16 protein-coding genes and 1 riboswitch are annotated in these 19181 nt (G+C 34.7%); of the genes, 12 read left to right on the plus strand and 4 right to left on the minus strand.

Annotation, left to right across the window (positions count from 1 at the left end; all coding sequences use genetic code 11):
- The first annotated feature begins 36 nt into the window (after window positions 1–36).
- From ACFQZ1_RS22840 to arcD, 3 genes are all read left to right on the plus strand, one after another.
- Entirely contained in the window at window positions 37–1026 is a 990-nt protein-coding gene (locus ACFQZ1_RS22840) for an ABC transporter ATP-binding protein (RefSeq protein WP_445291729.1), read from the plus strand.
- Window positions 1013–2503, plus strand: coding sequence for an ABC transporter permease/substrate-binding protein (locus ACFQZ1_RS22845; RefSeq protein ID WP_377884956.1), 1491 nt, complete (start codon window positions 1013–1015; stop codon window positions 2501–2503). The genes ACFQZ1_RS22840 and ACFQZ1_RS22845 overlap by 14 nt, the downstream gene beginning before the upstream one ends.
- Window positions 2504–2743: 240 nt before the next feature.
- Window positions 2744–4171: an arginine-ornithine antiporter gene (gene arcD, locus ACFQZ1_RS22850; protein ID WP_377884957.1), complete on the plus strand. Its 1428-nt coding sequence runs from the start codon at window positions 2744–2746 to the stop codon at window positions 4169–4171.
- A 494-nt stretch (window positions 4172–4665) separates the two neighbouring features.
- Here arcD and ACFQZ1_RS22855 read toward each other — a convergent pair whose 3' ends face one another.
- Entirely contained in the window at window positions 4666–4830 is a 165-nt protein-coding gene (locus ACFQZ1_RS22855) for a DUF2197 domain-containing protein (protein ID WP_377884434.1), read from the minus strand.
- A 321-nt stretch (window positions 4831–5151) separates the two neighbouring features.
- Between ACFQZ1_RS22855 and ACFQZ1_RS22860 the strand changes: the two genes are divergently transcribed.
- The 5 genes from ACFQZ1_RS22860 to hcp all read left to right on the plus strand — a co-directional run bounded on the left by ACFQZ1_RS22860 (window position 5152) and on the right by hcp (window position 11428).
- Window positions 5152–5412, plus strand: coding sequence for a LemA domain protein (locus tag ACFQZ1_RS22860; RefSeq protein WP_377884435.1), 261 nt, complete (start codon window positions 5152–5154; stop codon window positions 5410–5412).
- An 83-nt stretch (window positions 5413–5495) separates the two neighbouring features.
- Window positions 5496–7310 (plus strand): hypothetical protein, encoded by a 1815-nt coding sequence (locus tag ACFQZ1_RS22865; RefSeq protein ID WP_377884436.1) that lies wholly within the window; start codon window positions 5496–5498, stop codon window positions 7308–7310.
- On the plus strand, window positions 7300–9150 hold the full coding sequence (locus ACFQZ1_RS22870; protein ID WP_377884437.1) for a hypothetical protein: 1851 nt from the start codon (window positions 7300–7302) through the stop codon (window positions 9148–9150). The genes ACFQZ1_RS22865 and ACFQZ1_RS22870 overlap by 11 nt, the downstream gene beginning before the upstream one ends.
- A 288-nt stretch (window positions 9151–9438) precedes the next feature.
- Window positions 9439–10035 (plus strand): hypothetical protein, encoded by a 597-nt coding sequence (locus ACFQZ1_RS22875; protein WP_377884438.1) that lies wholly within the window; start codon window positions 9439–9441, stop codon window positions 10033–10035.
- A 106-nt stretch (window positions 10036–10141) separates the two neighbouring features.
- Window positions 10142–11428, plus strand: a complete 1287-nt coding sequence (gene hcp / locus ACFQZ1_RS22880; RefSeq protein ID WP_377884958.1) for a hydroxylamine reductase — start codon at window positions 10142–10144, stop codon at window positions 11426–11428.
- A 49-nt stretch (window positions 11429–11477) separates the two neighbouring features.
- Here the strand turns inward: hcp and ACFQZ1_RS22885 are convergent, their stop codons facing one another.
- Entirely contained in the window at window positions 11478–11969 is a 492-nt protein-coding gene (locus ACFQZ1_RS22885) for a chromosome segregation protein (protein WP_377884439.1), read from the minus strand.
- A gap of 384 nt (window positions 11970–12353) precedes the next feature.
- On the opposite strand from ACFQZ1_RS22885, the gene ACFQZ1_RS22890 reads away from it, so the two are divergent.
- Complete coding sequence (locus tag ACFQZ1_RS22890; protein WP_377884959.1) at window positions 12354–13685, plus strand: hemolysin family protein; 1332 nt, start codon at window positions 12354–12356, stop codon at window positions 13683–13685.
- 63 nt (window positions 13686–13748) lie between these two features.
- Here ACFQZ1_RS22890 and ACFQZ1_RS22895 read toward each other — a convergent pair whose 3' ends face one another.
- The gene (locus ACFQZ1_RS22895) at window positions 13749–14141 is read right to left on the minus strand and encodes a YueI family protein (protein WP_377884441.1); all 393 of its coding nucleotides are present in this window, start codon (window positions 14139–14141) and stop codon (window positions 13749–13751) included.
- A 176-nt stretch (window positions 14142–14317) separates the two neighbouring features.
- Here ACFQZ1_RS22895 and ACFQZ1_RS22900 point away from each other — a divergent pair, with 176 nt between their 5' ends.
- Window positions 14318–15457 carry a BA2291 family sporulation histidine kinase gene (locus ACFQZ1_RS22900; RefSeq protein WP_377884442.1) on the plus strand — a complete coding sequence of 380 codons (1140 nt, stop codon included), beginning with the start codon at window positions 14318–14320 and terminating at the stop codon, window positions 15455–15457.
- Window positions 15458–15542: 85 nt separating this feature from the next.
- Here ACFQZ1_RS22900 and ACFQZ1_RS22905 read toward each other — a convergent pair whose 3' ends face one another.
- Window positions 15543–16307 carry a DUF4397 domain-containing protein gene (locus tag ACFQZ1_RS22905; protein WP_377884443.1) on the minus strand — a complete coding sequence of 255 codons (765 nt, stop codon included), beginning with the start codon at window positions 16305–16307 and terminating at the stop codon, window positions 15543–15545.
- A gap of 344 nt (window positions 16308–16651) precedes the next feature.
- Window positions 16652–16731, plus strand: a riboswitch (ZMP/ZTP riboswitch).
- 55 nt (window positions 16732–16786) lie between these two features.
- Here ACFQZ1_RS22905 and ACFQZ1_RS22910 point away from each other — a divergent pair.
- Both ACFQZ1_RS22910 and ACFQZ1_RS22915 read left to right on the plus strand, forming a co-directional pair.
- Window positions 16787–18418 (plus strand): glutamate/serine transporter AimA, encoded by a 1632-nt coding sequence (locus ACFQZ1_RS22910; protein WP_377884444.1) that lies wholly within the window; start codon window positions 16787–16789, stop codon window positions 18416–18418.
- Between the two features lie 413 nt (window positions 18419–18831).
- A complete protein-coding gene (locus ACFQZ1_RS22915; protein WP_377884445.1) occupies window positions 18832–18984 on the plus strand; it encodes a YjcZ family sporulation protein in 153 nt (50 codons plus the stop codon).
- Window positions 18985–19181 lie beyond the last annotated feature (197 nt).

The raw sequence follows: 19181 nt of genomic DNA on the forward strand, positions 1-19181 counted from the left end.
GAGAATGGAAGAGAGAATGAAAAAGGAGTTGTGTATGTGATTCAATTTGAACGTGTTTCAAAAACATTTGATGATGGAACGAAAGCAGTGGACTCTCTACAGTTAGAGATTCGTAAAGGAGAATTTTTTGTTCTGATTGGCCCGAGTGGATGCGGGAAAACAACGACAATGAAAATGATTAATCGATTAATTGAAACAACAGAAGGTTCCATTTTTATTGATGGAAAGAACATTCGGGATTATAACATTCATGAATTACGATGGGATATTGGCTATGTATTGCAACAAATTGCATTATTTCCGCATATGACAATTTCAGAAAATATTGCGATTGTGCCGGAAATGCGCAAATGGAGTAAATCGAAAATTCAAAAGCGTGTTGATGAATTATTAGAAATGGTTGGTTTAGATCCTCATATATATAGGGGACGTATGCCAGATGAATTATCTGGCGGTCAAAAGCAGCGTGTTGGTGTTGTGCGGGCACTTGCTGCTAATCCGAAAATTGTTTTAATGGATGAGCCATTTAGTGCACTTGACCCTTTAAGTCGTGAGCAGTTGCAGCGTGATTTAGTAGTCTTGCAAAGAAAGATTCAAAAAACAATTGTCTTCGTAACACATGATATGCAAGAGGCGTTATCGCTTGGTGATCGCATTTGTATAATGAAGGATGGAAGAGTTCTCCAACTTGATACGCCAGAAGTGATTTTACAAAATCCCGCAAATACATTTGTAGAAGAATTTATTGGGAAGCCAAGATTATCAACTTGGTATGATAATAGAAAAGTAGAGGATAAAGTATCCATATTGGCACAAGAAGGGAAACGAGTTGATGGTATTCCAATTTCGACTGAAGTTACCCTGCAAGATGCTTTACTTCGTTTAGAACGTGAAAAAGAAATACCAATTGAACAAAACGGTACATATATTGGTACATTAACAAGTCAATATATCGTTCATAGTCAATCAAATGAAAGAAAGGGGATAGACAGTGTCAGCATTATTACAAACGATGCAAGAGCGTAAACAAGAACTGTTAAGTGCTCTTTTGGAACATTTACAAATTTCGTTGATTGCTTTATTTTTCGCAGTTCTTATCGCGGTTCCGCTTGGCATTTTGTTAACAAGACGAGAACGCATTGCCGAATGGATTATTGGTACTTCTGCTGTGATGCAAACCATTCCTTCCTTAGCGCTTCTTGGGTTATTAATTCCATTAGTTGGTATCGGAAAGGTCCCAGCTATAATCGCTCTTGTTACTTATGCATTGCTTCCTATTTTAAGAAATACATATACAGGTATTCGCAAACTAGATCCATCGCTTATTGAGGCAGCAAGAGCGATGGGTATGAACAGCTGGAGACGATTATGGAAAGTAGAAATACCACTTGCCTGGCCTTTTATTATGGCAGGGATTCGGACAGCAATGGTACTAATTGTTGGTACAGCGACATTAGCTGCTTTAATTGGAGGCGGGGGATTAGGAAGGCTTATCTTGCTTGGAATTGATCGAAATGATCACGCTCTTATTTTGTTAGGTGCTATTCCAGCTGCACTATTAGCATTGTTCTTTGATGGAGTGCTACGCATGATTGAGCATGCAGGATATTCACCAAGGCGAATAGTTGTTGCAACAGTTGCTGTAGTTGTAATCATAATCGCACCTTTTCTTTGGAGTACACAGAAGAAAGATATCATAATTGCTGGTAAGCTTGGTTCAGAACCGGAAATTTTAATTCAGATGTATAAACAATTAATTGAACAGGATACCGATTTAAAAGTAGAAACAAAACCAGGTTTTGGAAAAACATCTTTTGTATTTGAAGCATTAAAATCTGGAGAAATTGATATTTATCCGGAATTTTCAGGAACAGCATTATCAACTTTTGTAAAAGAAGAACCAAAAAGTACAGATCGTCAAGAAGTATATGAGCAGGCGCGAAATGGCATGGAGCAGAAATATAATATGAAGCTGTTAAAACCAATGAAATATAACAATACATACGCATTAGCGGTGCCAAAACAAATCGCGGAGCAGTATAACATAAAAACTATTTCTGATTTAAAAAACGTCTCTTCTTATATGAAAGCTGGATTTACACTTGAATTTGCAGATAGAGAAGACGGATATAAAGGAATACAAAAGCTATATAATATACAGTTTCCGAATTTAAAAACAATGGAACCGAAATTGCGTTATAGTGTGGTTCAATCTGGTGATGTAAATGTCATTGATGCCTATTCAACAGACAGTGAATTACAGCAATATGGTCTACAAGTACTAGAAGATGATAAAGGGTTATTTCCGCCCTATCAAGGAGCACCATTATTACGCGAAGAAACGTTAAAGAAATATCCAGAGATTGAAAAATCATTAAACAAACTTGCTGGGAAAATTACTGATGAAGAAATGCGTAAAATGAATTATCAAGTGAATGTAGAAGGGAAAGCAACAGAGAACGTAGCACATGAATTTTTACAAAAAGAAGGACTGTTGAAATAGACATAATTTACAAATATAACCTTTGAAAAGTCGTTTATACAAAAATAAACGACTTTTTTTGTGCATACTTATACTTTTTTTCGAAAAAGTATTCCATTTTTGTTCATTTTCTTTTAGAATAAGTAATGTTTTTCTGAAAGAATATAAAATGAAACAGTTCGTCATTTTCAGGGTACGTATTTGATATATAAATGACTCATAATATGAATGCCTGTTAGAACGGAAAGAACACATCAAGAAATTGCAGATGGGGTGATACCAATAGAAAAGAAATTAGGATTTTTTCCATTAATCGCACTTGTAGTAGGAACAATGGTTGGAGGCGGGGCATTTAGTTTACCGCATGATTTAGCAACAGGAGCCAACAGTGGTGCTATTTTAATTGGTTGGTGTATTACAGGGCTAGGAATGATTCCGCTTACTCTCGTATATCAATCGTTGGCATATCGAAAGCCTGAACTTGAGGGCGGTATTTATAGCTATGCACGCGCTGGATTTGGGGAATATATTGGATTTAACAGCGCATGGGGATATTGGATTGCTGGAATATTAGGTAACGTTGCAACAATTATGATGTTATTTAACACATTAGCATATTTTTTCCCGATTTTTAAAGGCGGTAATAATGTCCCGGCTATCATCGGTGCATCACTCGTATTGTGGACGCTTCATTCTCTTATTTTACTTGGAATTCGTGAAGCCTCTATTATGAATTTTATTGCGACAATTGGTAAGCTTGTTCCAATTGTGCTATTTATTGTAATTATGATTACGGCGTTTCGTTGGGATACATTTACGCATGACTTTTGGGGAAAAGGCACAGTCTCATTATCTTCTGTATTTGGACAAGTGAAGAACACGATGCTCGTTACGCTTTGGGTATTTATTGGCGTAGAAGGAGCGGTCGTTTTATCAGGACGAGCGAAACGTAGTCGTGATGTTGGAAAAGCAACTGTATTTGGTTTACTGCTAGTAATGAGTATTTATATTCTTATTTCTGTTTTATCGCTAGGGGCGATGTCACGAGAGGAACTAGCAGCACTTGAAACGCCGTCAATGGGACATGTACTTGAACATGTCGTTGGTTCATGGGGAGCATTGGTTATTAACTTAGGATTAATCGTTTCTCTTATCGGTACATTAATCGGCTGGTTTTTACTCGTTTCGGAAATTTCTCACGTGGCCGGAAAAGACGGTGTATTTCCAAAGGTATTTACAAAGACGAATAAAAATCATACACCGCATATGGCATTATGGATTTCAAACTGTGTTGCCCAAGCAATATTTATTATTGTGTTATTTTCAGCATCCACATATCAGATCATGTATTTTATTGCATCGACATCGATTTTACTTCCATATGTATTTTCAGCGCTATATCAGCTGAAATTAGTAATTACAAAAGCATATGAAGGAAATAGATTGAAAGATGGGATACTTGCTATTATGGCATCAGTATATGGTTTCTGGCTTGTGTATGCAGCTGGATTGAAAAACCTATTACTTGTTTCTTTAGTATATGGTATTGGACTTATTGTATATATCGCTGCAAGAAAAGAACAAGGCAATCGCTGTTTTACCCGTTCCGAACAATATGTGATGGTTGTCATTTTACTTGCAGCGTGTGCATCTATTTATATGTTAGCTACTGGAAAGATTGGAATGTAAACATATTAATACAAAAAAGGATTTATGCTAGGTTATTTATCAAGACCTAGATCGTAAAAAGCCATAAAAAATAAAGGATGGCACATATTAGTTATGACTAATATGTGCCATCCTTTTACTTATTAGTTCTGTTACATATTCATTTTGAACATTACCCAAACCACAAAAGAACCCATTACGTTCTTAGAATGCTTTCATTTTGAACAATATTAAACTGTTTTTTATTAATGAACTGATTGTCATCTGTAGTTTTGTAATAAAGTTTGATAAAAAGGACGCAGCTAATCCTTATTAGACAGCAAGCAAAAAAGAATCCATTTTGAAAAAAGATCGATCAAAATGGATTTTACAGTTTTAATATAAATGTGATTTTTATAAAAAATTTAATGACTTTAGGGTAGGTTATGTTGGGCATTAGCACCCGTTAGCGTAACAAAAATGAGAAGCAATTGGACATTATATATACTAGCAAAAATGAGTGGTGGATATTACCACTATCTAAAAAAATGTTTTATTGCTTCAAGTTGTATTTTATGATTACATTCGTCACAACAATATTTCCCTTTCGGATTTTTCTTGAATTGCTTATATTTTTTAGTTCCTTCATATACCCGAAATACATTTTTACAACAAAAACAAATAACCTCATAAAATATCATGTACTTCCCCCAAACTTAAAACAAATACATTATTCTCAACATTATATACATAATAAACTATTTTTCAGGTGTCTGGTTATACAATATGTAATGTAAAGAAAAAAAGGAACCATGTCTTCAGAATGAACATAGCATCCTCTCGAAATTATAGTATGTTTAAAAGTGTGAGCATAAATCCTTTTTTATTAGTGAATTTGGTTTATCTAAAAGGGAATCATTTCTTCTGTGTGGTTTCTTATGTATCAATTTTAAAAGAAATAGCAGGGATTTCTTTTAATTAACAGAATATTTAGTTTATAAGGTGTGTAGGAGGGGATTGTTATGGAAGAGGCGGAAAAATTAGTGCGAATTGCCGAGTTAGCGAAAGACGTTCGAAAGTTATTGGTGCAAGAGTCGTTCTTTAATCGACATCCCGAACTGCGCGGAGCGGTAGAGAATTTAGCGTGTTCTGTAGAAGTTTTAGCCAATATGCATATACAAGGAGACGAGAATGCAGAAGATACATTACGTTATGTATTAGCAAAAATGAAGATTGCCCACAATGCAATTTTTCAAGAAAAACAAGGTTCTCATTTAACCTGACGATAAGCGTCAGGTTTTTTGTTTCTAGTTTGCTTTTATTGTTCATACAATGATAAAAGCATCGAAAAAAGAAGGTGAGCGAGATGAAACTAGAGAAGGCTCTTCATCCAAGTTTTGTAAAAAGATTACAGCATATGCGTTTTGTTGGAAAATTTGCGGAAGAGCAAAAGGGTAAGGAAGGCTCGTTTTTTGTCGTTTGTCTTTCACCAATTCCAAATATTATTGCAGCTGCTTTTGGAGAAAATTCTAATATATTTAAGGGTTTATATAAAAATAAACAAAATGAAAAGTTTTTTACAAGTATAAAAGAAGGAAAAAGAGAAAAACAATTGTTATTATTTCGTCTTTCATATACAGGAGGCGCTTTATATGTAGAATTACTACGTGCTGAAGAACGGGAAATAGCAAATTCTTATAAAATGATTCCTTCTCCTAAACTATCAGTTCCAAAGGCGAGAGAAGTATTTGAAAGAAAACTTGGAAAAGGATATATTTCATTTTTAATACCAAAGTTTCCGCATGATTTTGGTACGCCAGAGTTGTTATGGTATGAAGGACGGATATATGGGAACATATTTTTGAAGCCATCGATTAGCGCCATTACGTATCGGGAGCAGAGGGGGGATGTTCGTTACCTTGATATAGACGACTGGGGTCAATATGCCGAGATGAATGTCGAGAATAGCTTGTTTTTTGTCCCAACAGAAGTGTATGAACAGTTAGAAAAGCGAGTAAAAGAGGATGGAAAACAAATTGAAATTATTGATATAGGTAAACAAGAGAAAGGAAATGAATGGAATGAACGTGAATATTCTTTTTTACAATATGTAAAGCAAAGTATCGCAGAAAAAGAATTATATATTGATGAGAGTGATATTTATAATTTTCATGTTTGTGTAAAGACAAATCTATTAACAATAGTGGGAGGGATGCCTGGTATTGGAAAATCACAATTTGTGCAAACCTATGCGGAAGCCCTCGGATTAACATTTGGGAAAGATTTCATTTGGATTCCGGTGTCACCATCTTATCAAGAACCTCATGATGTACTAGGCTATCTACATTCAAATGGAACATACATGGAAAGTGAAACAAAACTTGTACGAACACTTTTAGATGCCGCTGAAAATCCAAATCAATTATATATGATTGTATTTGATGAAATGAATATGTCGTATATTGAGCATTGGTTTACTCCTTTTTTATCTCTCCTGCAGTTAGATCGGAAAAATCGTATTTTATCTTTGTATGCAGCTGGTAATGAAAAAGAACAGGATATACCATCACAAATTGAAATTGGTGATAATATCATTTTTATTGGAACAGTTAATTTTGATGAAACAACAAAGGAGCTATCTGACCGTTTATTAGATCGTGCAAATGTTGTATTCCTTCAAAAAATCCCATTTTGTGAGATGAGCATGGTAGAGGAAAAAATGCTGCATCTTCCGTTTGCATTTTCTGTTTCTGCATCAGAATTTCAAATGAATTGGGTTCATCGCAAGACAATGCTCGATGTATTTACAGATGAAGAGTTAGAGTTATTAGATAAGATACATCAACTGTTATTTCTTCACGATACTTCAAAAGGAATTTCTTTTCGCGTTGCGTCAGCAATTGCATCTTATTTAAATAATATTCCATGTGATGAATGTCGATCTTTGTTAATAAGCCGTGAAGAAGCATTTGACATTCAAATAAAGCAACGTATTTTAACGAAGTTACGCGGTACAGAAGCGACAATTGGTGCATTGCTTCGTGAAGAAGGAAAAAAAGAGATGTCTCTTGTACAATTGCTGCAATCAGAACTTGCAAACCGTGTATCAACATTTGAACATTCTCTAATGTATATGAAGCAAAAACGGCGGGAATTGGAGCTGTACGGATATGTTAAATAAGGGTGTATATGAAACAGAAGTTGTGGAGACAGGGGAGAGGCTTCCTTTTGTGCTGAAAATAATAGTAGGAGCAGAAGAGAAGGGTGAACATATTGTATTGAATAAACTTTGTACTTCGCCATTTACAATTTCTTCGTGTGTTTACAAAATTCAAGAATTAAAACCGCTCCGGCTACATATACAATCACAAAAGTCAATAAAGATTACGTTTATTTGGAATAAAGTATATGAAGGACAAAAGCAGCATATGGAATGGAAATATGAACTCCATGAACGCCAACGTACTGTTTTACTATATGAGCATGGTAAAACAGACTATTTATACCCATGGCGCTGTGGTGTGTATCATTTTGAAGTACAGGTTGAAGAAGAACTGTTTTACGGAGCATTTCAAATTGTTCCGAAAAACTTTTTTGATGATCAGCTAGAGTTAATTCAAGAATATGTAAAATCTGTGTTAGGTGAGATTATTTTAGATCGTGGGTATTATAAAAAGACGTTTGTTACGTTTACTGATATTGAGGATTATTCATACATGCGCATGCTCCGTATGCTGCCGCAAAAAATGAAAAAAGTAAAGCAGTTATATTATGAAGTGCAGCAAAAAACAAATTTTGAACAAGAGTATATATGGGAGATGAGAGAGAGAAAACCAACAAGAAAAAGCATCATTACACGTGAGAAAAAGCCGTATGCAAAATGGTATAATCGTTGCTTTAGGGAGAAAAAGCATTGTAAAGAAAATGGCTATGTGAAATATAAAACGAAGCAATTTTATAATAAGCTATTAGAAATTGATTCATTTTTACGTGAAACCATTCAGAAACTAGAGAGTGCACAACAAACGCGGAGAGAAGAGAAAAAAGCAGTGCATACTATTTTACAAACGATTGAACGAAATGGATCTGTGACCGAACGGGACAAACAAAAATATCGCAACATTCATTTGTTAAAAGACACTGACCTACGCAAAATGGCAATGAAAATTCAAGAATATAAAGTGCTCTATACAATTTTACAAAGTACACTCACATATTTTTCATATCTTCTATATACACCGTTTTGGAGAGGGGTTCGGGAAGAAGTTACACTTACAACACATTCGCTGCCTCCTATATATCATCAATTATTACATCAGCTTGAATTTTCACCGCATCGTAATGAATTAGAAACATCGTTTTTATTTGTATATAAGCCGACATTTTTAATGTATGAGTACTACGCGTATTTTACTGTTATTGCAATTTTACAAGAGATTGGTTTTATTGATTACCTGTCAATTGCAGAGCAAGTTCAATCTTATTTTTATTTAGACGGTTTACAAGATGGAACAACAATTGTGTTAGACAATAAAGATTTGCAGCTGCATGTAGCATTTAATGATTTAATTGAAACACATCCGCTTATTGCGCTTAGTAAAAATAGTCATTTTTATAATGGAGAAGACACAAAAAAGCCGGATATCCGAATTGATTGTTATAAAAGAGGAGAAACTGGCTATGAATATCAATCATCTATTATTATTGAAGTGAAATATAGTCCAATGTATAACATTTTTCAACCAGTTGGAAATACGAAAGCAACTGAACAGATGTACAAATATTGGTCAATTAAATATGTAGAAGAGCAGAATGGAAAACGATTATTTCATCGCCGGGCGATTTATGAAGTCATATGTGTGTATCCAGGAAGCAATATGCATGCGAAAAAAATTGAAGCAGGTTGTGGTGTATTTGTACAATTGTATCCGTATAAAACGAAAAAGGGAGAAGAGAAGCTAGCAGGGAAAAAAGAGCTATTAAATATTTTTCGGCATTGGTTAACGGAGATAAGGAAATGAAGTGAAATTTTTATTAGTGGGGATCTTATCTCCACTTGTTTTTTATTTCCTCTTAATATTGAGATGAGGATGTTATTCCTGGTGTGTAACATGTTTCCTTTTAGTAAATGTTGTCATGTCTTTTGTGAATTTATTATATAAATGTAAAAGTAATACAGGAATGATGATTTAAATATGGAAACTATAAATAAAGAAATAGTTTTTCTTGCATAGCATGTTTCCTTTTTATATGATATATGGTGAAAGCGCTAACAAAAAAGTAAAGGGTGATGAGAAAGGCGGGGGAGTATGTTCCAACGTGTTCAAACAAAGGAAGAACATTTTTGGTTCGAGCAATTATGGGGAGATTTTTGTGAAGAACGAAACTTAATGTTTGTAGAACGAAATTTAACACCTTCAAGATTTTTATTGGTAGAAGAAAATCATTATATCGGAACTGTTGAATGTATAAGTTATACAGTACCTGAGCAATCAAATTCTGAGTTTTTTTACCCGTTTTCTAAAAATAAATATATAAAAGATTTAAAAAACGTGTACGAAATTGGAAAATTAAGTATTGCAAAAACATCTCGCGGTCGTGGACAATTTAAACAACTTGCGACGATTTTATTTATACATGCATTAGAAGTAAAAGCAGAGTGGTATATTGCGGTTGTAACAAAGCGTATGTATATGTACTTACGTTCATTAGGGTTTCCAATCGAGCCAATTGATGATTCATTTGCTATTAATGATAAACTACAAGGTGTACCAGTTCGCATTCATGTTAAGAAAGGATTAACTCATATGTACTCTTTAAAAGAGTTTCGTGATGTAATTCAAGGAAATGCACATGCGCAAGCTTTAATCCAAGAAAACAGTAAAAAAATTATGTTAACAAGATGAATGTTGTCACAAAATTGCATCATTCCATGTGATTATCATCACATCTTCCGATAGTGATTTGTATTACGCTTACACTGTAACGATTGCTAGAGAGGGGATGGGAATGATGTTTTGTCATCAATGTGAACAAACGCCTACCGGCGGATGTAAAGTGATTGGAGTTTGTGGTAAAGACGAAACAATTGCAAGCTTACAAGATATTATCGTCTTTGCTTTAAAAGGAATTGCTGCATATCGTACCCATGCAGCGCAATTAGGGTACACAGATCCATTTGTAGATGCAGTAACACATGAAGCGTTATATATGACGTTAACAAATTCAAATTTTAATGAACAAGAACATTTAGATATGGCAATGAAAGTCGGAAAAGCCGCTATTCGCGTGATGGAACTACTTGATAAGGCACATACTGAACATTTTGGAGTGCCGGAACCAGTACAAATTACACAAAATCGTGCCTATGGAAAAGCGATTATTGTTACAGGGCATAATTTATTTGCCCTAGAAGAGTTATTAAGGCAAACAGAAGGAAAAAATATCAATATTTATACGCATTCTGAAATGCTGCCAGCACACGGTTATCCGCAGTTAAAAAAATATGCACATTTAAAAGGGAACATTGGAAAGGCTTGGTACGATCAGCGTCGTTTATTTGAAAAATTCCCAGGAGCTATATTAGCAACGACAAATTGTGTTATGCCAATTAAAGGCACATATGCAGATCGCTTCTTTTCCTATGACGTTGCAGGGTTAGAAGGGGTACGTAAAATTGAAAATGATGATTTTACACCGCTTATTGAAACGGCATTGAAACTTCCAGATGCACAAATGGAATCAGAAGAACAATTAATAACAGGATTTCATCATGAGACGGTATTATCGCTTGCACCAGAAATTATTGATGCTGTGAAAGCTGGTAAAATTCAACGTTTCTTTGTAATTGCTGGCTGTGATGCACCGGGAAAAGGTGGAGAATATTATCGTGAATTAGCAACATCATTACCAGCAGACACAGTTATTTTAACGACATCTTGCGGAAAATTTCGCTTTAATGATGTAGATTATGGTGTTGTACCAGATACGAATATACCGCGTTATATTGATTTGGGACAATGTAATAATTCGATTTCAACAGTGAAAATTGCAGTAGCTTTAGCGGAAGCGTTCCAATGCGAAGTGAATGAGCTGCCAGTCAGTATTGTACTGTCTTGGTTTGAGCAAAAGGCAGTAGCGATTTTACTTGGATTATTTAGCCTTAGTATTCAAGATATTCGTATTGGCCCAAAAGCGCCGGAATTTATATCACCGGGCGTACTGCAAGTGTTGCAAGATGCATTTCGCTTAAAACTAATTAAAACAGCAGAAGAAGATATGAAAGCTATGCTATCATAATAAAAAAGACGATGTTTATGAAGAACATCGTCTTTTTTATTATGATATTTTAAAATCCAAAAATACTTAAAAGCATTTTACGACGCTTCGGTCTTTCTTCCTGTTTTGCTGCTGCTACTTCTGGTGCAATATAAATTGGTTCTTTTCGTTTAAGTGCCATTTCTAATTGCTCAATTTTTGCCTGCATTTCTTCCATTTCATTACGGTGTTGTAACAATTGATAATTTACAACGTCATCTGCTTTTTCTTGCAATTTTTCTTCAAGCCGATCTAAGCGTAAGGAAATGTCTTTTAATTGTGTTATAAATTGTTGCATTTCATTGGATGGTGCTGCTTCAGCAGCATGATAAGAAGATGGTTCATGTTCTTGAGTTTGTACAGAGCGTTGAAATTCAAGCATTTGTTGTAAATCTTGTTCGTAAAAAACATAGTGTCCAAATTTATTCTTTTTTAATTCTAATCCGATTTGCTGTGCAAGACGGATGACAGCTTTTGGACTAGTACCTAATTTTTTTGCAATCATCGGCGTTTTATATTCCACAATAACCCCTCCCATATCTTGTTGTTAGAAGGTTTCGTGATAGCTTGTTCGTTCCCTGCATGCTTGACAAAAGAAGTGAGAAATCGGCAAAGAAAGTGCTTTTTCACAAAAATAATTTTTTAGGAAAGGAAACATCTCGAAAATGAACAAAAGTTGTCTAATTTCAGTTGTTTCTCTTATTTGACGAAGAGTATAAGTTTCGTTATCATAAACGTAAATATCTTTTTTAAGTATGCATATAATGTATAAAAGGTGATTGCTAGTGTAGAAACTTGTAAGATTGTTAGAAAAGTCCTTTCTTTAGAATAATACAATTAGGAGGTGGCTTCCTTACTTACAAAGTGAGTAAGGAAAACGTATTTGGACATATTTAGTATAAGTATGGTGATTGTTTTAATTGCCTTAACTGCTTTCTTCGTTGCGTCTGAATTTGCAATAGTCAAAGTTAGGAGCTCACGCATCGATTATTTAATTGCAGAAGGAAATAAACGTGCAACTGCTGCGAAAACGGTCATTACAAACTTAGACGAGTATTTATCAGCGTGTCAGTTAGGAATTACAGTGACAGCACTCAGCCTTGGATGGCTAGGAGAGCCGACGGTTACACGTGTGCTTGATCCGATTTTTGTAAGATTGGAAGTGCCTCCCTCGTTGGGATCCGTCTTATCTGTTTCTCTAGCTTTAATGTTTATTACTTTTTTTCACGTCGTAGTAGGTGAGTTAGCTCCAAAAACATTGGCAATTCAAAAGGCAGAAGAAATTAGTTTAGCAGTTGCAAGGCCGCTTATCCTTTTCTATCGACTAGCGTATCCATTTATTTGGACATTAAATGGTTCAGCACGTATTGTTACGAGAATGTTTGGGTTAAAACCAATGCATAAACATGAGGTAGCACACTCAGAAGAAGAGTTACGTATGCTCGTATCAGAGAGTTATAAAAATGGTGAAATTAATCAATCGGAATATAAATATGTAAATAAGATTTTCGAATTTGATGATCGACTTGCGAAAGAAATTATGGTTCCACGTACAGAGATGGTAATTTTAGAAAAAGAGCAATCTGTTACGGAAGCAATGAAATTGATGTCAAATGAGAAGTATACAAGATATCCTATCATTGACGGCGATAAAGATCATGTTATTGGTTTTGTAAATTTTAAGGATATTTTTACAGATTTTGTGAAACATGATGGTGCAAATAAAGAAACCGTTGCACAGTATGCTCGTCCGATTATTCAAATTATTGAATCAATTGCTATTCATGATTTGTTTGTGAAAATGCAGCGTGAACGCACACATATGGCAATTTTAGTGGATGAATACGGCGGAACATCTGGACTTGTAACAGTTGAAGATATATTAGAAGAAATTGTTGGTGACATACAAGATGAATTTGATACGGATGAGAAACCGGAGATTCAGCGCATTAGTGAAACGAAAATAATTTTAGAAGGAAAAGTACTTGTTAGTGAAGTCAATGCATTATTAGGGCTTTCAATTGACGATGAAGACGTTGATACAATTGGCGGTTGGATTTTAACAGAGCACCTTGAAATTGAACAAGGTGATATTGTGGACATTGAAAATTATAAGTTTCGTATTGTTGAATTAGATGGTCATTACATTAAACAAATTGAAGTGACGAAGCAGATTGCACCGCAACCTGTAGAAGTTACAGAACAACATGTGTCACTTCAAGAACAAGTAAGTTCATAACCTTGCCTATATGGTGAGGTTTTTTATTAAAATGCACCCGACTTCTAGTCAGGTGCATTTTTGTTAGTTCATCTCTTGCTTATAAATTTCATCTTCTACATAAATGTACTCTTTCTCAACTGCTGTATCATGCGCGAGTACAAGGCCAATTGGTGTATTTGTATCTTTATTTTGTACAATTGTAAACGGTACTTGTTTTTCATTTGCTAATTTAATGTATTTAGATAAATGTGGGTAAGCGATGCTACCGTTCACATACAGTGTTAATCCTTGAGCAGAACCCATGCTTTCTTTTACTTCTAAATATACCTTTGTTTGCATCACTTGCCCAAGTGTTAATGCAATCTCCACACGCTCACGCAATGTACTTAAAAACATGTTTCGTTCTTCAGGTTTATTTTGTTTTTGTCCATGAATACCTTCTTGAAGATAATCTTCCACATTTTTATTTCCCATTTTTTTCACACCTTTCCTATTTCTATAGTACGAGAGAAATAAAAGAGATGCAAAAATGTAATTTCACGTACTGTATTTTTAAATTTTATCAACATGAAATAACAAAATGTGACACTACTCTCTTAACGAAATTTGTTTTTTGTGTTAATATTCAAAATATATAGGGTATTTTTCGTATGGAGATGGAGGGAATGGGGGTTTTTCCAATCGATAAGGATATTAGTAAAATGTTTTGTACGTACTTAAAAAAGAATAGTCAACAATTCGTAGAGAACTGGAAAAACAAAATTATTATTTCAGCAAACGATCCGTTTAAACAAGAAGTTGTTGAAAATGGAGAAAATTTACTAACATTAATGATGGAACTCATTATGCAAGAGAAAGAGATTGAGCATATTAGACCGTTATGTGAGAAAATTGCCATTGAGCGTGCGGGGGCAGATGCGAATATTGGAGATTTTGTCTATAATGCGAATATAGGACGGAATGAATTATTTGAGGCAATGTGTGAATTAGATGTGAGTGCTCGTGAACTAAAACCAATCATGGGGAAAATACATACTTGTTTTGACCGTCTAATCTATTATACGGTTTTGAAATACTCAGAAATTATATCGAAAAATTTGGAAGAAAAGCAACAATTCATTAACGAAACACATAAAGAGAGATTGACAATTTTGGGACAAATGTCAGCAAGTTTCGTTCATGAGTTTCGCAATCCTCTAACTTCTATTATGGGGTTTGTGAAATTGTTACAATCAGATCAACCGCATCTTCCATATTTAGATATTATTTCGCATGAGCTTGACCAACTAAATTTTAGAATTTCTCAATTTTTACTTGTTTCAAAGAAAGAAATATGGAATGAAGCAGAGCGGTTTTGGTTGAATGATTTATTTCATGATATTATTCAATTCTTATATCCGAGTTTAGTGAATGCAAATGTTTCTATTGAGAAAAATTTGCCGGAGCCAATACCATTTATCGGGTATCGAAGTGAAGTTAGGCAAGTGCTTTTAAATATCTTAATGAATTCCATTGACGCTCTTGAAGGAGCAGAGGAAAGTAAAAGAATTGTTATTGATGTGTGTGAAGATGAAGAACTAATACATATTTTTATTAAAAATAATGGACCGATGATTCCACCAAAAAATATTGAAACAATATTTGAACCATTTGTAACGACAAAAAAATTAGGAACTGGAATCGGCTTATTTGTTTGTAAACAAATTGTGGAGAAACATAAAGGAGCCATTACATGTAAGTCAACAGAAGAATGGACAGAATTTCATATTTCTTTTGAAAAATCTATATAGAATAAAATGAAACCCTCATTAGTAGGGGGATTACTGCTCGTTAATGCGGGAGAAAAGTCTACACAGCGACAGCAGTGTAGACTTTTTAATTTGTTAAAAATATGGTTTCTAACTTTGGTGATTTATTTGCATAACCTAGTGCAACAATTGTATAAATTTTATTTGCCTCAATTTTTACTTCGGGAATTGTTAATACAACGTTTTTTGTTCCCGTAACTGATACTTCTATATCTGCTACGCCAGGACTTACTTGCAAGTAATCTGTTGCCTGTTTAAATGCAACCTTTTCGAACAGTTTTTCTCCATCTTTTAAAGCTACATCTACTTCGGGGGTATCAGGAGATAAATGGACGAATCGTATTTTTGCTTGACCGTATGGTAGAGGTGTATTATCAATGAGAGGTAACAGTTGAAGTTTATCAACATTACCAGCAGCCGTAAGGGTATATACATGGTTCCCCATTATAGGAACGAGAGCTGAAAAGATTGGAGTTTCATCACCGGCAGGTACGATATCAATGCGGTATTGTCCTTGTGTAAGTGAAAGGTATGGACTATGTTGCTTAAACGAAATGTTTTTCACCACTTTTTGTCCATTTATGACAATATCAACAGTAGATGCATCAGGAGAAGCGTGCAAGATTCGAACGTGAGATGGTAATGATTGTTCACTTGAATGTGGTAATGATACACGGCTTTGCTCGTAAGCCTGTACAAATTTTTTCATAACTTCATAGTGTTTCAAATATAATTCCATATATTTTTGTGGATTTATATATTTGTAATAACAAGCAAGGTGCTCGTACATTGCAGCTTGCTGCGCATACTTTTCTACTTCAGATGGATTCATTTATTTTCCCTCCTCTAGCATCATCATTACAACTATATGCATGTACAATTCTCATAAGTACTTGATAACTGTTTATTATTTCTTTTAAGAGAGAGGAAAAAGTCTTATCTCAATTGATTTTTTAAGGCAAAAGTTAACGAATATTTTTGCGTAAAAAAACAGTAGCTTTTTGGAAATCAATGATTTCTGAATGCTTTAACTGCATTTTTTTGTATATCTTTGAAGAAATAAAATAGTAAATTGTTATTATCTAAAAATAATTACGTGTTGTTTTTGAATTATATAAAATGTATTAAAGCTATTGTTAATTTTCTAATAGTATTGTATATTGAAAAAAGAATTTAATTCCCATATGTAACTGGCGCAACATGGATTACCATGAGGGAGCATATGGATTTATGAGCCGCGCGCCTGGGCAAGCACTTGATATTTTTTCAAGTGCTTTTTATTTTTCTATAATAGAAAAGGAGTAGATTGGGATGAATTCTATGCACAGGAAGATGGGGACGTTTGCCCTTACTATGACGGGGCTCGGTTCCATGATTGGCTCAGGATGGTTATTTGGAGCTTGGAGGGCTGCAGAAATTGCGGGGCCAGCTGCAATATTTTCTTGGATGATTGGTATGGTTGTTATTTTATTTATTGCATTGTCTTATGCAGAACTTGGAGCAATGTTTCCTGAAACAGGGGGAATGGTAAAATATCCACAGTATTCCCACGGTTCATTGGTTGGATTTTTGGCAGGGTGGGCCAATTGGATTGCGATTACTTCTACGATTCCAGTAGAAGCCATTGCTTCTGTTCAATATATGAGTACATGGCCCTGGAAATGGGCTAGTTGGACACATTCACTTGTACATGATAACGTCCTAACATCTAAAGGATTACTCGTTGCATCTGTATTACTTTTCGTATATTTTTTCCTAAACTATTGGACAGTTAACTTTTTTGCAAAGGCAAATTCTTGGATTACGATATTTAAAATTATTGTGCCTGGAATTACTGCTGGTGCCTTGTTATTTGTCGGATTTCAAGAAAGTAACTTTACAACTTCACAGGGTATGGCACCATATGGATGGGCAAGTGTACTCACGGCAGTTGCTACTTCTGGAATTGTATTTGCCTTTAATGGATTTCAAAGTCCAATCAACATGGCCGGTGAAGCGAATAAGCCGAACCGCTCTATTCCGATTGCAGTCATTGGATCAATTTTGATTGCTACAGTTGTATATGTTGTGCTGCAGGTTGCCTTCATTGGAGCAGTAAATCCGGTGGTAATTGCAAAAGGATGGAATCATTTAAATTTCAATTCTCCGTTTGCTGATTTGGCGATTGCACTCGGAATGAATTGGTTAGTTATTTTACTGTATGCTGATGCGTTTATTTCTCCATCTGGGTCTGGAACTACTTATACTGCAACAACAGCTCGTATGGTTTATGGAATGGAGAAAAATGGTTACCTTCCTAAAAAATTAGGTGTTTTACACCCTGTGTATGGTGTTCCACGTCCAGCTTTAATTTTGAACTTAGGTATATGTTTTCTTTTTTTAATATTATTTCGCGGATGGGGCGTTTTAGCTGAAATTATTTCAGTTGCCACGTTGATTTCTTATATTATGGGGCCAATTGCATTGATGACGTTACGAAGTACAGGGGGGCATTTATATCGTCCATTTCGTTTAAAGGGAGCTAAATTTATTGCTCCGTGTGGTTTTGTTTTTGCATCTCTTACTTTGTATTGGGCACGCTGGCCACTAACAGGTGAGGTATTGTTCATCATGGCAATTGGATTACCGATTTATTTTTATTATCAATTTAAAAATAAATGGCGCGGATTTAAAAATCAGTTCCGTTCAAGTATTTGGTTAATTGTATATTTACTATGTATGGTAACGATTTCGTATCTTGGTAGTAACAAATTTGGCGGAATAAATATAATACCATATGGCTGGGACATGCTTCTAATTACAGCAATAGCACTTGTTTTTTATTATTGGGGAGTTAGAAGTGGAAGTTATACAGAATACATGATAGAAGCTGAGAAAATTAATGGATCTTTATCAGTACAAGATGATAAGAGTGAATTTTCTTCTAAAAGCCAGGCGGTGTAAACGGTTATCATTACCATATTTATAAAGAAAAAACGCAGCATATTGCTGCGTTTTTTCTTTTACCGTTATAAATTTTGTCTCTGTATTATCCGGCTATTCTTGGGTAGTAAGGACCTACCTCAAGATTGAGAGAGAGGCGAAGAAGATAGCTGGGGAGATGAGGAAAAACCTACTGATGGAAGTTTCACTTTATCTTTACCAGTAATCCTATATTTAAAAATTACATTATATGGATTATTTAGCCTTGCGAAATTCGACCATAGTCCTGTAAATATTCATCTTGCAGGAGATGGAATCTTTAGCTAAGTGGGAGATTTTTTTTATTTCTAGGCAAACACACATACAAAATGAGGTTTGTCCTACATATTTTGTCAATGTAAACTATTTTAAATGGATGTAAGGAGTGAAAAACTATGTGGGGTTATGGTGGAGGATATCCAGGCTATGGTTGTGGATATGGCTACGGCGGCGGTTTTGGCTGTGGAGGCTGTGGATATGGCTTTGCGATCGTTGTTGTGTTATTTATTTTACTAATTATCATTGGAGCTACTTGCGTGCGCTTCTAGTTAATTAGAAAGAGCGTCATGGTGAACCGGTTAATCACACATTAATCGGTTCTTTCTTTGTTTAAATCCTTATTTAACCAAAAAAAGAGGAAATAATAATGTTTTTACGAACATTAACGTTATCATTCTGCGGATAATTCGTAAAATTCATTGACATTCCAAATGGAACATGATACCTTTAGTAAGGATTTTCTAAG

This window comes from Bacillus sp. CGMCC 1.60114, assembly GCF_042676365.1.
Lineage (GTDB): Bacteria > Bacillota > Bacilli > Bacillales > Bacillaceae_G > Bacillus_A > Bacillus_A rhizoplanae_A.